Source organism: Gaoshiqia hydrogeniformans, from assembly GCF_049347105.1.
Taxonomy (GTDB): Bacteria; Bacteroidota; Bacteroidia; order Bacteroidales; family Prolixibacteraceae; genus Gaoshiqia; species Gaoshiqia hydrogeniformans.
In genome coordinates this window covers 3,068,474-3,083,479 of the sequence record NZ_CP186334.1, presented here as the reverse complement: position 1 = coordinate 3,083,479, position 15,006 = coordinate 3,068,474, and the positions used below count along the sequence as shown (strand labels likewise).

15 protein-coding genes and 1 tRNA gene are annotated in these 15,006 nt (G+C 46.3%); 8 read left to right on the top strand and 8 right to left on the bottom strand.

The window, feature by feature from the left end; genetic code table 11:
• The first annotated feature begins 67 nt into the window (after positions 1–67).
• Positions 68–310 carry a transposase gene (locus tag ACOIT5_RS12410; RefSeq protein WP_423126480.1) on the top strand — a complete coding sequence of 81 codons (243 nt, stop codon included), beginning with the start codon at positions 68–70 and terminating at the stop codon, positions 308–310.
• A gap of 136 nt (positions 311–446) precedes the next feature.
• Here ACOIT5_RS12410 and ACOIT5_RS12405 read toward each other — a convergent pair.
• A tRNA-Phe gene (locus ACOIT5_RS12405) sits at positions 447–519 on the bottom strand.
• A 175-nt stretch (positions 520–694) separates the two neighbouring features.
• On the opposite strand from ACOIT5_RS12405, the gene ACOIT5_RS12400 reads away from it, so the two are divergent.
• On the top strand, positions 695–1,915 hold the full coding sequence (locus ACOIT5_RS12400) for a M16 family metallopeptidase (RefSeq protein ID WP_423126479.1): 1,221 nt from the start codon (positions 695–697) through the stop codon (positions 1,913–1,915).
• Positions 1,912–2,556, top strand: coding sequence for an O-methyltransferase (locus ACOIT5_RS12395; protein WP_423126478.1), 645 nt, complete (start codon positions 1,912–1,914; stop codon positions 2,554–2,556). Before ACOIT5_RS12400 ends, ACOIT5_RS12395 begins: the two co-directional genes overlap by 4 nt.
• A 30-nt stretch (positions 2,557–2,586) precedes the next feature.
• Here the strand turns inward: ACOIT5_RS12395 and ACOIT5_RS12390 are convergent, their stop codons facing one another.
• Positions 2,587–4,020, bottom strand: a complete 1,434-nt coding sequence (locus ACOIT5_RS12390; protein ID WP_423126477.1) for a monomeric [FeFe] hydrogenase — start codon at positions 4,018–4,020, stop codon at positions 2,587–2,589.
• 289 nt (positions 4,021–4,309) lie between these two features.
• Here ACOIT5_RS12390 and ACOIT5_RS12385 point away from each other — a divergent pair, with 289 nt between their 5' ends.
• From ACOIT5_RS12385 to ACOIT5_RS12365, 5 genes are all read left to right on the top strand, one after another.
• Positions 4,310–6,826 carry a S9 family peptidase gene (locus tag ACOIT5_RS12385; RefSeq protein WP_423126476.1) on the top strand — a complete coding sequence of 839 codons (2,517 nt, stop codon included), beginning with the start codon at positions 4,310–4,312 and terminating at the stop codon, positions 6,824–6,826.
• Between the two features lie 150 nt (positions 6,827–6,976).
• Complete coding sequence (gene gpmI, locus ACOIT5_RS12380; protein WP_423126475.1) at positions 6,977–8,506, top strand: 2,3-bisphosphoglycerate-independent phosphoglycerate mutase; 1,530 nt, start codon at positions 6,977–6,979, stop codon at positions 8,504–8,506.
• A gap of 61 nt (positions 8,507–8,567) precedes the next feature.
• Positions 8,568–9,146 (top strand): DUF3109 family protein, encoded by a 579-nt coding sequence (locus ACOIT5_RS12375; RefSeq protein WP_423126474.1) that lies wholly within the window; start codon positions 8,568–8,570, stop codon positions 9,144–9,146.
• A gap of 43 nt (positions 9,147–9,189) precedes the next feature.
• On the top strand, positions 9,190–10,038 hold the full coding sequence (locus tag ACOIT5_RS12370) for a LytR/AlgR family response regulator transcription factor (RefSeq protein ID WP_423126473.1): 849 nt from the start codon (positions 9,190–9,192) through the stop codon (positions 10,036–10,038).
• Positions 10,039–10,235: 197 nt separating this feature from the next.
• Positions 10,236–10,622, top strand: coding sequence for a hypothetical protein (locus ACOIT5_RS12365; protein WP_423126472.1), 387 nt, complete (start codon positions 10,236–10,238; stop codon positions 10,620–10,622).
• A gap of 126 nt (positions 10,623–10,748) precedes the next feature.
• Here ACOIT5_RS12365 and ACOIT5_RS12360 read toward each other — a convergent pair whose 3' ends face one another.
• The 6 genes from ACOIT5_RS12360 to ftsZ all read right to left on the bottom strand — a co-directional run bounded on the left by ACOIT5_RS12360 (position 10,749) and on the right by ftsZ (position 14,998).
• Positions 10,749–11,138 (bottom strand): VOC family protein, encoded by a 390-nt coding sequence (locus ACOIT5_RS12360; RefSeq protein ID WP_423126471.1) that lies wholly within the window; start codon positions 11,136–11,138, stop codon positions 10,749–10,751.
• A gap of 25 nt (positions 11,139–11,163) precedes the next feature.
• Positions 11,164–11,808: an HD domain-containing protein gene (locus tag ACOIT5_RS12355; protein WP_423126470.1), complete on the bottom strand. Its 645-nt coding sequence runs from the start codon at positions 11,806–11,808 to the stop codon at positions 11,164–11,166.
• A 113-nt stretch (positions 11,809–11,921) separates the two neighbouring features.
• The gene (locus ACOIT5_RS12350; protein WP_423126468.1) at positions 11,922–12,113 is read right to left on the bottom strand and encodes a helix-turn-helix domain-containing protein; all 192 of its coding nucleotides are present in this window, start codon (positions 12,111–12,113) and stop codon (positions 11,922–11,924) included.
• A gap of 2 nt (positions 12,114–12,115) precedes the next feature.
• A complete protein-coding gene (locus tag ACOIT5_RS12345; RefSeq protein WP_423126467.1) occupies positions 12,116–12,901 on the bottom strand; it encodes a hypothetical protein in 786 nt (261 codons plus the stop codon).
• A gap of 183 nt (positions 12,902–13,084) precedes the next feature.
• Complete coding sequence (locus ACOIT5_RS12340; RefSeq protein ID WP_423126466.1) at positions 13,085–13,537, bottom strand: GatB/YqeY domain-containing protein; 453 nt, start codon at positions 13,535–13,537, stop codon at positions 13,085–13,087.
• 48 nt (positions 13,538–13,585) lie between these two features.
• Positions 13,586–14,998, bottom strand: a complete 1,413-nt coding sequence (gene ftsZ, locus ACOIT5_RS12335) for a cell division protein FtsZ (protein WP_423126465.1) — start codon at positions 14,996–14,998, stop codon at positions 13,586–13,588.
• Positions 14,999–15,006 lie beyond the last annotated feature (8 nt).

The window sequence follows — 15,006 nt, the reverse complement described above, 5'->3', positions numbered from 1 at the left end:
CACCCTTTGATTCGCAAATTTCCGGTTTGGCTCTACAATTTACAAAACTTGACGTAATAAGTTTTACTTGTCAACTAATTTCGAATCAATTTTAAAAAATAGGGTAACGGATTCAGGCTTCGAATCTTTCAACACCATCTCTGCAACCATCTACACCCATTACCAGGAAATACTGAACTTCTTTGACAACCGTTCAACCAATGCCTCTGCTGAATCATTCAATGCTAAACTGAAAGCTTTCAGAGCAGTTTTGAGAGAGGTAAGCGATGTAAAATATTTCCTCTTCAGAGTCGCTAAAATTTATGCTTGAAAATTTAATCCACCAGAAATATCATCTGATCCAGAAATATCATCTGATCCATTTTTTCTCGCGGACCAAATGCTGACTAAAAAAAATAGCGAACACTCTAAAGTATTCGCTATCAGTTCATTCATTTTTTTGCTTGTGGTGCCACTCGGAATCGAACCAAGGACACATGGATTTTCAGTCCATTGCTCTACCAACTGAGCTATGGCACCAAGCCGCTTTGGTTTTGCGGTGGCAAATATAGCTCAAAATATTAAACTACAAAATAAATTTCATGTCCACCTGAAGATTTTTTTTCATCATTTCGCTAAACCTTTTCTTTTTCATTTGTTTATCGGTTGGTATTTGCTTCCCGTTTTCTACTTTTGCACTCCAATTATTCTTATTGTGAAGATAGCTACAAGCACATTAAAAAACGGGATACGCATCATTCACCAGCAGGTTGAATCGCCTGCAGCGCATTTTGGAATCATCCTGAATACCGGATCGCGTGATGAGTTGCCCCATGAACAAGGGATTGCCCACTTCATTGAACACGTTATTTTTAAAGGGACAAAAAAGCGAAAAGCATTTCATATTCTCAGCCGCATCGAAGATGTAGGCGGCGAAATAAATGCCTATACCACCAAAGAAGAAACGGCTGTTTATGCTACTTTTTTAAATGAGCATTACGACCGGAGCATGGAGCTAATCAGCGACATCATGGTCAACAGCACTTTCCCGGAGCGGGAACTCGAGCGCGAAAAAGAAGTGGTGATCGAAGAAATAAACTCGTACAAGGACAGTCCGTCGGAACTGATTTTTGACGATTTCGACGAGTTGCTTTTTGATGGCCATCCCATTGCCCGCAACATCCTGGGAACACCAAAACTGGTCAAATCATTCAACAAGGAAAACATCCTGCGCTTCATCGGCCAGAACTACCATACCGACGAAATGGTTCTCAGCTCGGTTGGACAAATATCGTTTGAACGCTTTCTGTACCTCGCCGAAAAGTATTTCGGCGATATACCCCCCAATACAAGGAGCCGGCAACGGCAATTGTTCGACAATTACATTCCCGGCTTCAAACGGATCAAAAAGGACACCTTTCAAACGCACTGTGTGATCGGGAATATTGCCTACGATGCCCGCGACGAAAAACGCATGGGCATGGTGCTGCTGAATAATATCCTGGGCGGACAATCCATGAACTCGCGTTTAAACCTCAGCCTGCGCGAACGAAATGGCATGGCTTACAACGTGGAATCGAATTACAGCGCCTTTACCGACACCGGCCAGTTTAATATTTATTTCGGCACCGACCGCGAAAACCTGGATAAAGCCATCAAACTAACCAATAGCGAATTTCGCCTGCTCCGCGAAAAGACGCTTGGCAGCCTGCAACTCAGCAAAGCAAAAAAACAGCTGATTGGTCAAATTGCCATATCCAGCGAGAACCGGGACGACCTGATGCTCACCCTGGGTAAAAGCTTTTTATTGTATAACAAGGTCGACAGCCTGCCCGTAATCTATCAGAAAATTGAACAGATTACCGGCGAACAACTCCGGGAGATTGCAAACGAAATTCTCGATGAAAAAGCATTAAGCACACTGATTTACGAATGATGGAAACTGAAAACGAGCTCGAACAATATATCCTTACACACTCGGAAGAAGAAGACCCGGTATTAAAAGAGTTGGATCGTGAAACACATCTGAATATTCTTCGTCCGCGTATGCTTTCAGGGCATTTACAGGGCAAGCTACTGGAGCTGCTGTCAAAAATGACCGGCCCCAAACGGATACTCGAAATCGGCACCTTTACCGGCTACTCGGCAATTTGCCTGGCCAAAGGCTTAAAAGAAGGCGGAAAGCTGCATACCATTGAGATGAATGACGAACTGGAACCGATTGCCAAAAAATACATCGCGAAAGCAGGGCTCTCCGATGTCATCATTCAACATATTGGCGATGCCTGTTCCATCATTCCGGAACTGGACGAAAGCTTCGACCTGGTGTTTCTGGATGGAGACAAACGGGAGTACTGCCGTTATTTTGACCTGGTTTTTGACAAAGTAAAAACCGGCGGATTCGTAATTGCCGACAATATCCTTTGGAGCGGAAAAGTTACGGAAACGCTTGACCCGAAAGACGAACAAACGGCAGGGATCATCCGGTTCAACGAAAAGATGAAACACGACCCGCGGGTCAGTCAACTCATTCTTCCGCTGCGCGACGGCTTAATGCTTATCCGGAAAAACACCTGAATCCGGCAGAAACGTGCAGGCGGATACCAATCAAACCTCCAGCTCTTTCATGGAATTGATGAAATTCTTTTTCGCCTTTGCCGATTTGATGTAAGCTCCCGGCCCGGCAATGCAGCCGCCTTCACATGCCATTACTTCATAAAACTGCGCCGTTGCCTTTCCTTTTTCCATCATTTTTAAGGTCCTGATGGCAGCCCGGTCGATCCCGTCGATCTGCTCAAAGCTAAAGTTCTCCATCTTTTTCTCAGCCAGAACAGCTCCCAGCACGCCTCCGCTTTGGGCAAAGCCCCTCGATTCTTTACTGTAATTTTCCAACGGCAGGCTGTCCATTTTTTCGGGCTGCATGTCCATCCCGATTAAAATGGCGTCCAACTCTTCAAAACTCAGGACAAAGTCGATGATCCCCAGGTCGCGCGCCTCCTTTCGTTTAGCCACACAAGGGCCAATAAAAACAAGCTTGGCGTCAGGATGCGTTTCACGCAATTCTTCGGCGGTATAGGCCATTGGAGAAGGTGTATGCGAAACATGGGACAACAAGCCGGGTGTATGCTTCCGTACCGTTTCCACATAGGAAGGACAGCAGGAAGTGGTCATAAATTTTTCGCCCTGCTCCAGCTTTTCTTTTAGCTCTTCTGCTTCGTGACGGGCTGTTTTTTCAGCGCCGCGCGCCACCTCAACCACCTGGCTGAATCCAATTTTCCGGATCGCTGCAAATACTTTTCCCGGGGCTTCGGCATACTGCGCCAAAATGGAAGGAGCCACCAGGGCAATGACTTCTTGTTTGTTTTCAATTGTTCGCAAAACATCGATGATGGACGACAGTTCGAAAATCGCTCCAAACGGGCAGGCTGTGATGCATTTTCCGCAGTAAACACATTTGTCCGGATCAATTTCTTCAATTCCGCGTTCATTCTTTTTTATGGCCCCTACCGGACAAGCTTCCTCGCAGGGAATCGGCATATAAATAATGGCATGGTACGGACAGGCTTTCTGACACAAGCCACAGTTTATACACTGATCGGCTTTAATCTCGGTTTGACCGGTAGCAGTAAACCGGATGGCATTTTTCGGACAATTCATCACACAAGGGCTGGCCACACAGCCGCGACAAAGGTTGGTTACCACGTAATTTGCCTGAACACAACCAGTGCAGGCCTCATCAACCACGGTCAGGATATTCCCCGACTGTTTTTCGCGAACAAGCGCCTCTCCGGCATACTGCTCCAGCGGGTATAGGTCAATGTCGTCCTGAGGAACTTCGAAGCCCAACAGGGGCAACATCTTGTAACGCGTGATGGCCCGTTCTTTATATATACAGCAACGCCCGCGCGGGTTTCGGTCTTTCGGATATAATTCAACCGGCAGGCTGTTGATTTTTGTCACCAATTCACCGTTTCCAAACATCTTAACCAGCCTGGCCATCAGCTCATGCCGGATAATCATTATGTTATTTAAGTATGCCATGAATGCCTGTGTTTTCCAGCCGCAAAGGTATATATTTTCCATGTTGTACAACATATATACTCCGATTTTATGTTTTTTCAAAAGAAAATTAACACAGACAAAAAGCATCGTCTCATTTGCAACAGGAAGGTGAATTTCACATCAAACCGGATCGCCTCCCGGCTGTTTATCATTTGGTAAAAATTCACCGAAGCGGCCAACAAAAGTCATGCAATGACAAATCAATTTTAGTTATTTTGGACGCTTTCTGTTAAATACCTGAACATACAACACACATAAATGAATGAGAATGAAAAAAACAGGCCTCTTCTTAATTATTTTATTGATTTCAAATAGTTTGCGGGCACAACTTTCCGTCGACATGAACGTCTGGGAACTGATCAACCTGCAACAATTAACGATGCCCGTCTTTTCGGACACGAAAAACACGGATGGAAACACCTTTGGAACATCCGATTTGCTAAGCAGCGCCAAGGTGAATTTTGATGTGCCGGCCAATAGCCGGAGCCGGGTTGAAATTGGACCCGACAGTTTGCTTTCGGACCAGCCTGAACCCGGATCGCTGGTCCTTTTATCGGGCTACCTCTCGGTGGAACGCTGGGCCAAAGCAACCTTAAACGTTACCATGAACGCCGTTTATGAAATTTACCTCGATGATGAACTTCTGAAAAGCCAGAAAAATGCCGAACTAAATACCAACAAAATTGATTTGAAACTGAGCCGGGGAAATCACCGTGTTGTAATAAAATGCCTCAGCCCCGACAAACCGATGAAGTTACATGCCCTGTTTACGTGCGATGTGGAATTTGCGGACTGCAACGCGGTTTGGAATTTAAATGCCGTCCGCTATTGCACCATCCGCGATGTACTGGAAGGAAACCAGCTAAGCTCTGCTAAAATTTCTCCTTCAGGCAAATACGTCCTGATCAACTACTCGGAAGTGCTGTCGGGAAGCGGTAAAAGCAGGTCGTACAGCGAAATCTATGATCTGGAAAAAAAGCGGAACATCACGGTCTGGCGGAATAAAGATCTCCGGCACATGGGCTGGCTGCCGCGAACTGACAGGCTAAGCTATACCGCCATTCAGGATGAAGAGTCGGAGTTGTTTGTGTACGACCCGCAGACAGGCGTCGAAAAATCAATCGCCAAAGGCATCAAAGACCTGTCGGGTTTCCGCTGGTCGCCGGGCGAGGATTATATCATCGCCACGACGACTAAAAAGGCGGAGAAACCGGGCGATTTGAAGCGGATTTTCGCAAACGACGACCGGATACCGGGCTTCCGCGACCGGTTGTTTCTGCACCTGATCGATGTTACATCCGGCAATATACGCCAGTTAACAGCCGGAAACCTGTCGGCAAATCTCCATGATATCAAGCCGGATGGTTCCGGAATTTTATTTTCAAGCTCGCGGACCGATCATTCAGAAACACCATTCCGGAAACAGAATTTGTATGAAATGGACATCAGGACCCATGTTCTCGACACGGTTTGGAAAGATCAGTCGTATGCCGGTTCCTGCCAGTATTCGCCCGACGGAACCAAATTGTTGGTGAAAGGCGGGCCGGATTGTTTTGACGGGCTTGGCATAAATGTCGGCGAGGGGCTGATTCCGAACAGTTACGATCAGCAGCTTTACATTTTCGATTTGCAAAGCCGGCAGGCCGAAGCCATGACACGGGACTTTGATCCGGCCGTTGACGCCGCATACTGGAGCAAAGACAACCGGATTTATCTTTCGGCCACCTACAAAGATTATAAAAATCTTTACCGTTATGACCTGAAAAACAGGTCGTTCAACCAAATCGGGCTACAGACAGATGTTTTGTCTGATATTGATTTTGCTTACGAAAAACCGGTAGCCGTTTATTCGGGCTCGGGCATTTCGACACCGAAAAAACTGTTTGTTATCCTGTTGGATAAAGCCGTAAGCAGCTTAATCTCTTTCCCTGAAAAAGACAGGTTCGAACAGATCCGCTTTGGCGAAAGCGAAGACTGGAACTTCACCAACCGAAACGGAACGACCATTTACGGGCGAATCTACTACCCGCCTCATTACGATGCCGGTAAAAAATACCCGTTAATCGTTAACTTCTACGGCGGAACCACACCCACCGACCGGTCGTTTGGAGGTCGTTACCCCAAGGAAGTCTGGGCTGCAAACGGCTACCTGGTTTATGTATTGCAGCCGGGCGGGGCAACCGGTTTCGGACAGAACTTTTCGGCCTTACACGTGAACGGATGGGGGCTCGACGCCATTGACGATATTATTGAAGGGACTGAAAAGTTGATCGGGGCACATCCTTCGGTTGATGCGGAACATGTGGGCTGTATCGGCGCTTCGTACGGCGGGTTTACCACCATGTTGCTGCAAACGCGGACCGGTATTTTCAAAACGGCCATCTCGCATGCAGGCATCAGCGCCATCAGCAGTTACTGGGGCGAAGGCTACTGGGGCTATTCGTATAACGCCGGCGCAGCTAAGTTCAGTTACCCCTGGAACAGGAAGGATATTTACGTAGATAACAGCCCGTTGTACAATGCCGACAAATTTCAGAATTCGATCCTGCTGCTCCACGGCACCTCCGACACCAATGTCCCGGTTGGCGAAAGTTTACAGTATTACGCCGCCTTAAAGCTGTTGGGCAAAGAGGTAGAAATGGTGTTGGTTGACGGAGAAGACCACTGGATACTCGATTACCGGAAACGCCTCAAATGGCACGATACCATCATGTCGTGGTTCGACCTGAAACTCAAAAATCAGCCGCAGCAATGGCAGGAGTTATACCCGGAAAAGAATTTGTAGAAACAGCCAGGCATCGTGTTGGCGATCCCGGATAAACAGATCAACGAATCATTAAATCTCGGCGCATCGTATCCGGCTTATTTTTAATCCTTCTAAAAAAAGAATAATTTTGTGCGGAATTTAGCAAATCATAAAAAACGAATATAAATTATGGCTGTACAAAAAACCCTTTTAATGATCCTCGACGGATGGGGAATCGGCGATGGTACCGAACGCGATGTCATTGCCTCGGCTCCGACTCCGTTTATGGATTCGCTGATGAACGAATATCCAAATTCACAATTACTTACGTCGGGCGAAAATGTTGGCTTGCCCGACGGACAAATGGGGAACTCGGAAGTTGGCCACCTCAACATTGGCGCCGGCCGGGTATTGTACCAGGATATGGTGAAAATCACCAAAGCGATTCGCGAAAAAACCTTGTGGCAGAATCCGCAGCTTATAAAAGCATACCAATACGCCAAAGAAAATAAGAAAAAAGTACACCTGATCGGCCTGATTGGCCCCGGCGGAGTCCATGCGCTCAGCACCCATATGGTCGCCTTGTGCCAAATGGCTACCGACTTGGGCTTAAGCGACGTTTTTGTGCATGGCTTGACCGACGGACGCGACACCGATCCCCGTTCGGGTTACGGTTTTCTGAAAACCGACCTGGAAGCGTTAAAATCAACAAACGGCAAGTTCGCTTCGGTTATCGGCCGCTACTACGGTATGGACCGCGATAAAAACTACGACCGGTTGAAGCTGGCATACGATCTGTATACCAATGGTACAGGCGAAAAATCGACCGATCTGCTGGCCTCGGTACAGGCTTCGTATAATGCAGGGGTGACCGATGAATTTATCAAACCGATCGTGATGGTAAAAGAAGACGGAAGCCCGGTTGCCCTGATCGAAGAAGGCGACGTGGTGATTTGTTTCAACTTTCGTACCGACCGTTTGCGGCAAACAACCATTGCCTTCACCCAGGAAGACCTGCCCCAGTTTGGCATGAAAACCATGAACCTGCAATGGTACACCATGACAAATTACAAGGCTGATTTCAAAAATATACATGTGATTTTCGACAAAGAGAACCCGACCAACACGATGGGTGAAGTGGTGTCGAAAGCCGGGTTGAAGCAGATCCGTATTGCCGAAACTGAAAAATACGCGCACGTTACCTTCTTCTTTAGCGGAGGGCAGGAAACTGAATTTGAAGGTGAAAAACGCATTTTGATCCCTTCGCCGAAAGTGCCGACCTATGATTTTCAGCCAGAAATGTCGGCCCCGAAAATTAAGGACGCCATTGTTCCCGAGTTACAGAAAGCGGAAGCCGATTTCATTTGCCTGAACTTTGCCAACGGCGATATGGTTGGCCATACCGGCGTTTACGAAGCGATTTACAAAGCCATTGAGGCGGTTGACCAATGTGTGAAAGAAGTGGTGGAAGCTGCACGCGCCAGCCACTACAATGTGCTGATTATTGCCGACCACGGAAACGCCGATAATGCCGTTAACCCGGATGGCTCGCCCAACACGGCCCACTCACTGAACCCGGTTCCGTGTATTTATGTAAGCGACAATAAAAACCTGAAAATCAGAAACGGTATTTTGGCTGATGTTGCCCCGACCCTGCTTTCTGAAATGGGACTGAAAATTCCGGCAGAAATGACCGGAAATGTATTGATTGAACGATAAATAAATTCATATAAGAGATAAGCCCTCTCGTCAACGGGAGGGCTTTTTTATACCGTCGGCTATGTTGGAGATAGGAAAAACCATTGTAAGTTTTGATGTGCTTGAAGAGCATTTCCTTTGCGATTTAATCAAGTGTAAGGGATCCTGCTGTGTGGAAGGCGAATCGGGCGCCCCCTTAACGCAGGAAGAAGCGCTGACCATTGAAAAAGACTATCCGGTAATCGAACCCTACATGACGCCGGAAGGAAAAACGGTAGTTGAGCTTCAGGGAACGTCGATGATCGACAGCGACGGCGACCTGGTGACCCCGCTGGTGAATAACCAGGAATGCGCATTCACCTTCAAAGATGAACACGGCATTACCAAATGCGCCATCGAAAAAGCTTTTTTGGAGGGAAAAACCGATTTTCGCAAACCGGTTTCCTGCCACCTGTTTCCAATCCGGATTACCGAATACAAACGGTTTGACGCCATCAACTACCAGGAGCTTGATATTTGTAAGCCGGGCCGTGACTGCGGAAAAGGTCAGAAACTTCCGCTGTTCCAATTCCTGAAAGAACCGCTGATCCGCAAGTACGGTAAAGACTGGTATGAGCAGCTCAGCTATGCTGCCGAAGAACGACCCTGGGAAAAGAAATAGAAACTTCGTATTTTAGACGGCTAAACGCAGAACAGCCAGGGAAATGAATTTCTCTCATTTTTTAAATCAGCCGTTTACCCTGCTCGATGAGACCCGTCACCGATGGGTTTTGATTGCTTTTTGCACCATATTCGGGATCATCTTCATCAATGTGTTTGTACCTTTCAACATCAACCGGTGGAGCAACGATTCCGGCTTCGCCCAATTTATGCGCCTCTCCGGTTTCGGAATAATTGCCGGCCTGATTTTATTTTTCTCACAAATTGTTGTCCGGAAACTATGGGCCATCAAAAAATACCGGAATTTCACCTTCATCCTTTGGTTTTCCGGCGAAATGACGCTTATGTCCATGGCTTTTCTTTTTTATCAGTCGCATCAACTGAGTGTTATCCGGTTTTTAAAAGACATCCCGGATAGCATAAAATATACTTTACCCGGAATTCTGATTCCTTATTCCTTGTCGCTTTTATTTATTTCACAGATAGTTAGCAGAAACCGGCTGAATGAACTGAAAACCAAAGCAGGGAAATCCGGTTTCGACCCCACACTCCTGGATTTCCCCGACGAAAAAGGGGTAGTCCGCTTTTCGGTAGCCAGCGACCATGTTTATTACCTCGAATCGGCCGACAATTATGTCATCGTGTTTTACCTGAGCGGAAACAAGTTGGCCAAACAGCTCTTGCGCAGCTCTATGAAAAACATGGAAATGCTCTTCAGCGGTCTTCCGTTTAAACGATGTCACCGTTCGTTTATGGTGAACCTTCAGAAGATTGAATTTGTAAACCACGGAAACGCGAATTGTTCGGTAAAACTCTCGGGCGTTGAAAAATTGATCCCGGTTTCCCGTAAATTTTATCCCGAATTTAAACCATACCGAAAACGGAACCTGTAAAAAAACGTCTTTCTCAGAACAGGCTCTTCCCCTGGTTTGTTGTTATACCGTCATCCACCCCATAACGGGCATTTTCGTCCCATAAATTTTTTTTCTTTTTTTCGGCAACATAAATTTGTAACATGTTTTTCCGGGAACTGCCGGAATGTTCAGAAATTCAGGAAATAAAATTAATCATCCACTAAAACAAAAAGACAATGAAAAAACTTTTCGTGTTCATTTTACTGCTCTCGGGAGCGATGGCCTGGGCGAGCGGTCGTCCGGTTGATGCCGGAAAAGAAAATTTAAAAGGGACTTGGGAATACAAAGCTCCTGATGCTCCTTACGAGTACAATACCGGGAAAATTATATTTGAAGACGTGAACGGTGAAATCAGCATCACGGTAAAATTCAGAAACGGAACGATCATCAAAGCTCAGGATGCCAAAATCGGGGAAGACAGTTTCTCTTTTAAAGTTGAGGTGGAGTACGAACCGGTGAAAGTAAGCGGAAAAATTAGCGGAAACCGGATTACCGGGCAAGCCAATTCATCTCAGGGAGTAATCAACATCACTGCCGAAAGGCCGGAAGTGAAAACCAACTAAACAAACAGTAAATAACGAATATTTTTCCCCGGACCCGGCTTCAGGTTAAGCTGGTCCGGGAGAAATGTTCCGCTTTTACAAGAGCATGTTTATTATCATTCAAGCAGTTTTTAAGAGCGTTTTTTATCAGGCCATCAATTCCACCCGGTTCCCTTCCGGATCGAGAATCACAGACTCATAAAACCCGTCGCCGGTTGTGCGGGGCTCGCTAATCACTCTAAAACCGTCGCTTCTCAGTGTTTCTGTCAGTTCGTCTACCCGCTGTTTCGAGCCCACATTTATAGCAAAGTGGATCAAACCGGTAAATTGTTTTTTCGGATCGTTTTTTGATTGCGGCACCCCCGGCATTTGCATTAACTCCAGGTAGCATTCCCCGTTAAACGTGATAAAATAGGATCTGAAATCTTTTGTGTGATTATAATACCCTTCATTCGAGCCGGCATCAAAGTAATGCATATAAAAGTTACGCATTCCTTCCAGGTCGTTGGTCCAAATGGCGATATGTGCTATTCTCATAGAATGAATATTTTAGTTATTGTTTCTAGTTCAAATTCCACTCGTTAAAAAACTGACCTAAGTATACCTCCATAAACTCATGCCTTTTTTGCGCCATCTCTTTGGCGGTTTCCGTATTCATACGGTCTTTTAAAAGCAAGAGTTTTTCGTAGAAATGGTTGATGGTCGGGGCGGTTGTTTTTTTGTAGGCTTCAAAACTGCTATGCAGTTCCGGCTTTATGCCGGGATCGTAGATTAAGCGGTTTTTCCATCCGCCGAAAGCAAACGTACGGGCGATGCCAATCGCTCCGATAGCATCCAGGCGATCAGCATCCTGAACCACTTTCGCCTCCAGAGTGGTCGGGATCGTGTCGACGCCCGCTCCCTGAAATGAAACTTCGTTGATAATTTGCCAAATCTGTTCCACCTTCCGCTGAGGTATTCCCAGCTTCTCCATCCAGCTCACAGCCTGTGCTTTCTCTTGCGTTTGGCCGGTAATTTTCCAGTCATCCAGATCATGAAGCAAAGCAGCCATTTCAACCAAAAACAAATTCGCATGTTCTTCCAGACCAATTTTAACGGCCAGTTTCCAAACCCGGTAGATGTGCCACCAGTCATGTCCGCTGCTTTCCTGTTCAAATTTCAACCGGACATACATGGCTGTTTCCTTTATATAAAAAGGCTTTTTCATACCGTATAAATGTAAGCAATTCCTTTGATATGATTCAAGCCCTGCGAAACAATCATTCGTTACTTAAGAATGAATTTACGCCAATGATCAGGCAAAACCAACTGAAATTGAACTCAGTCGATATATTCCGAAAATTTTTGGTCGATGTGCTGATTGAACCACTTATCGATGATTGACTTTTTAAACCGCCATTCCTTCCCCAATTTTGCAGCCGGAATTTTACCGTTCTGTGCCCAGGTATAAATCGTCTGTGGCTTAAGCTTTAAGTACCTTGCGACTTCCTCTATGGTCATAATATCATCCATCTTTACTTCGTCAAAAGATTTATATAAGTGGTATCGATTACTTCGGCGTTGACGCTGTCGCGGTAAAAATACGATTCCTGAAGAAACTTACGCTGCGCCGTATCGTTGGCCGATACCAGCTGCTGAACGGAATAGATGATGGCCGTGTAAAAGTTTCCCTCGTATTCCCTGAATACTTTAAATTCTTCACTTTTATTGCACAAAAAAGGCCTTAGATTCCAGGACAACTGAATGCCAACAAATGCGAGAATAATAATCCAGATTCTGAAAACAGTTACACCAATGCGCGGGTAAATCTCCTTTTTTTCACAGGCAAACTTCAGCGCTTCGATCATCATTCTCATCCCGAAAATACCGGAGAACACAAAAATGGCCACATGCAGGAGCTGCAAAAAATGATAATGCCCACCGGTAATCTGAAACAGGATAACAATGGGTGAAAACGAGAAAGCGATTGTTGATGTGAGCACAAATCCGCTTAATACAATAAACAGCATTTGCCGGAGCGTCATTTTCGACCCGAGCACTTGCTGGATAACAAAAAAAGAAGGAAAGCAGATGATCACGGAGCACAAAAACAAAAACACCACCTTCAGGCCCGCAACGAGAGCTTGAAGAAAGCTGTGATAACTTCCCATGACCACTCCGTACAAAAAGGCAAAAACGCAAATAACCAGAACCTGGAAAAAGATTACTTTTCGGGATTGCTCCTTGTTTCTTTCCTCAAAATAGGACTCCGTATTCTGAAATACCTTGAACACCTCGAATAATGTGTTTTTCTTTTCCATAACAAATAAGTTTAGTTAAAACATAAAGTTATGGAATTATTCGATGTATTTTACTGTTTTTTATTGTTTTTTACTATTATTTGAATACTCACCCTTTTTGCAGGTAACCATGCAAACGGATAAAACACGAAAACCAGGCAGACCAATTCGGTATCAGGCAAGGCTCAACAGGCCAGTAAGTCTTTATCCGGCAAGCAGGGATTTTACCTGGTCGGCAATATCCTTCCCGTCGGCTTTTCCGGCCAACTCTTTTGACGCCAGCCCCATTACCTTTCCCATGTCTTTCATCCCTGCGGCGCCGGTTTTTTGAATAATGTTTTTCACGGCAGCCCTTAATTCTTCGTCCGAAAGTTTCCGGGGAAGATAATTCCCGAACACCTCCACCTGGAGCATTTCTTCGGCATACAAGTCGTCGCGTCCCTGTTCTTTGTACAGGTTGGCCGAATCCTGTCCCTGCTTCGCCAGTTTCTGAATCGCTTTGATCACTTCCTGATCGTCCAGCTCAGCGGCAGCTCCTTTCGCCGATTTGGCTTCAAGCAAAACCTTTTTAATATTGCGTAGTGCTTCCAGTTTTTCCTTTTCGCGGGCTTTCATGGCCGCTTTTAAATCTTCGTTGATTTGTTCAAATAAGCTCATTGTTGTGTTGTTTATTCCAATTCCTTTTTGTTAAGCTATCCGGGTTTGTTAATCCACATTATCGTGCAGGTACGAGTTATTGTCGCGCAGGATGGTTTTCTCATCGTCGTCCTGCGATAAGGTAAAGCGCGACAACTTTTGTTCAAACCTTTTACGTACATCGGCAATGTTTAACTTTTTACGCCGGTATGCCGGTATGTTTTCCAGTTCGTCCACTACCTCGTCGCCCGAGCTCGAAAAATCCATTTTTGCATTGAGATCATAATCAAATTCCGTCTTCGGTTTCCCGTACAATTCATCAAACTCATCATGCGACGATGTGCCTACCTCAAACTCAAAGGTACGCTGATCGATCCGGGTAGCGTGCGCATCGCCAAAAGACGGTTTGGGTTTGACGGTTGGCTTTGGCGCCGGTTTTGGCTGCGTTTCGTCCACCAGGGTATGATAGGTTTTTTCGGTTTTCCGGGCAGCCATCATTTCCGGTATACTGCTCACGCTAAAGCCGGTAGCAATAACAGTCACCGAAATTTCGTCGCCCAGGTTTTCGTCAACTCCGTTTCCCCAGATCAGGTCGGCATCGTGCCCGGCCTTTGTTTGGATGTAATCGGTAATCTGTCCGATCTCGTCCATTGTCACCTCTTCCTTTCCTGAAGTGATGTTGAGCAAGATATTTTGTGCCCCGCGGATATCGTTGTTGTTCAGCAAAGGCGAATTCAACGCTTCTTCCACGGCTTGCAAGGCCCGGTTTTCGCCTTGCGCCCTGGCCGATCCCATCAGGGCCACTCCGCTTTTGCGCATCACGGTTTCCACATCGGCAAAGTCGACATTGATATAACCCGGCACGGTAATAATCTCGGCAATCCCTTTGGCTGCGGTTGCCAACACATTATCGGCCTTGGCAAAAGCTTCGGATATTTTGAAGTCGCCGTACATCTCACGGATCCGTTCATTGTTGATCACCAGCAGCGAATCGACATGACCTTCCAGTTCGGCAATGCCATCGATCGCCTGTTTGATGCGGCGGCGTCCCTCGTTCCGGAATGGCAGGGTAACAATGCCTACAGTCAGGATTCTCAGCTCTTTACAAGCCTCGGCAATAACCGGGGCCGCTCCGGTACCGGTGCCGCCGCCCATTCCGGCAGTAATAAAAACCATCTTGGTTGCCGGGTCTACCGCTTTTTTTACATCTTCAATATTTTCGATGGCTGCCTGCCGCCCAATTTCAGGTTTGTTCCCTGCGCCGCGTCCTTCGGTGAGCGAGGCCCCCAACTGGACACGAAAAGGGATCGGACTGTTTTGCAACGCCTGGGCGTCGGTATTACACACCATAAATCCAACATCTTTTATTCCCTGGTGGTACATGTGGTTCACCGCATTACCACCTCCTCCTCCAACACCGATCACTTTGATGATCGTTCCTGAAGATTTCTCCAAATCAAAATTCATGATATCGCTTGACATAGGCTTCT

Bases quoted from the DNA above. Each gene is read 5' to 3' on its own strand.
- ACOIT5_RS12375 (WP_423126474.1), top strand. From the start codon at position 8,568: ATGTTGGAGATAGGAAAAACCATTGTAAGTTTTGATGTGCTTGAAGAG.
- ACOIT5_RS12370 (WP_423126473.1), top strand. From the start codon at position 9,190: ATGAATTTCTCTCATTTTTTAAATCAGCCGTTTACCCTGCTCGATGAG.
- gpmI (WP_423126475.1), top strand. From the start codon at position 6,977: ATGGCTGTACAAAAAACCCTTTTAATGATCCTCGACGGATGGGGAATC.
- ACOIT5_RS12355 (WP_423126470.1), bottom strand. From the start codon at position 11,808: ATGAAAAAGCCTTTTTATATAAAGGAAACAGCCATGTATGTCCGGTTG.
- ACOIT5_RS12345 (WP_423126467.1), bottom strand. From the start codon at position 12,901: ATGGAAAAGAAAAACACATTATTCGAGGTGTTCAAGGTATTTCAGAAT.
- ACOIT5_RS12385 (WP_423126476.1), top strand. From the start codon at position 4,310: ATGAAAAAAACAGGCCTCTTCTTAATTATTTTATTGATTTCAAATAGT.
- ACOIT5_RS12390 (WP_423126477.1), bottom strand. From the start codon at position 4,020: ATGGCATACTTAAATAACATAATGATTATCCGGCATGAGCTGATGGCC.
- ACOIT5_RS12350 (WP_423126468.1), bottom strand. From the start codon at position 12,113: ATGGATGATATTATGACCATAGAGGAAGTCGCAAGGTACTTAAAGCTT.
- ACOIT5_RS12340 (WP_423126466.1), bottom strand. From the start codon at position 13,537: ATGAGCTTATTTGAACAAATCAACGAAGATTTAAAAGCGGCCATGAAA.
- ACOIT5_RS12360 (WP_423126471.1), bottom strand. From the start codon at position 11,138: ATGAGAATAGCACATATCGCCATTTGGACCAACGACCTGGAAGGAATG.
- ftsZ (WP_423126465.1), bottom strand. From the start codon at position 14,998: ATGTCAAGCGATATCATGAATTTTGATTTGGAGAAATCTTCAGGAACG.
- ACOIT5_RS12365 (WP_423126472.1), top strand. From the start codon at position 10,236: ATGAAAAAACTTTTCGTGTTCATTTTACTGCTCTCGGGAGCGATGGCC.
- ACOIT5_RS12395 (WP_423126478.1), top strand. From the start codon at position 1,912: ATGATGGAAACTGAAAACGAGCTCGAACAATATATCCTTACACACTCG.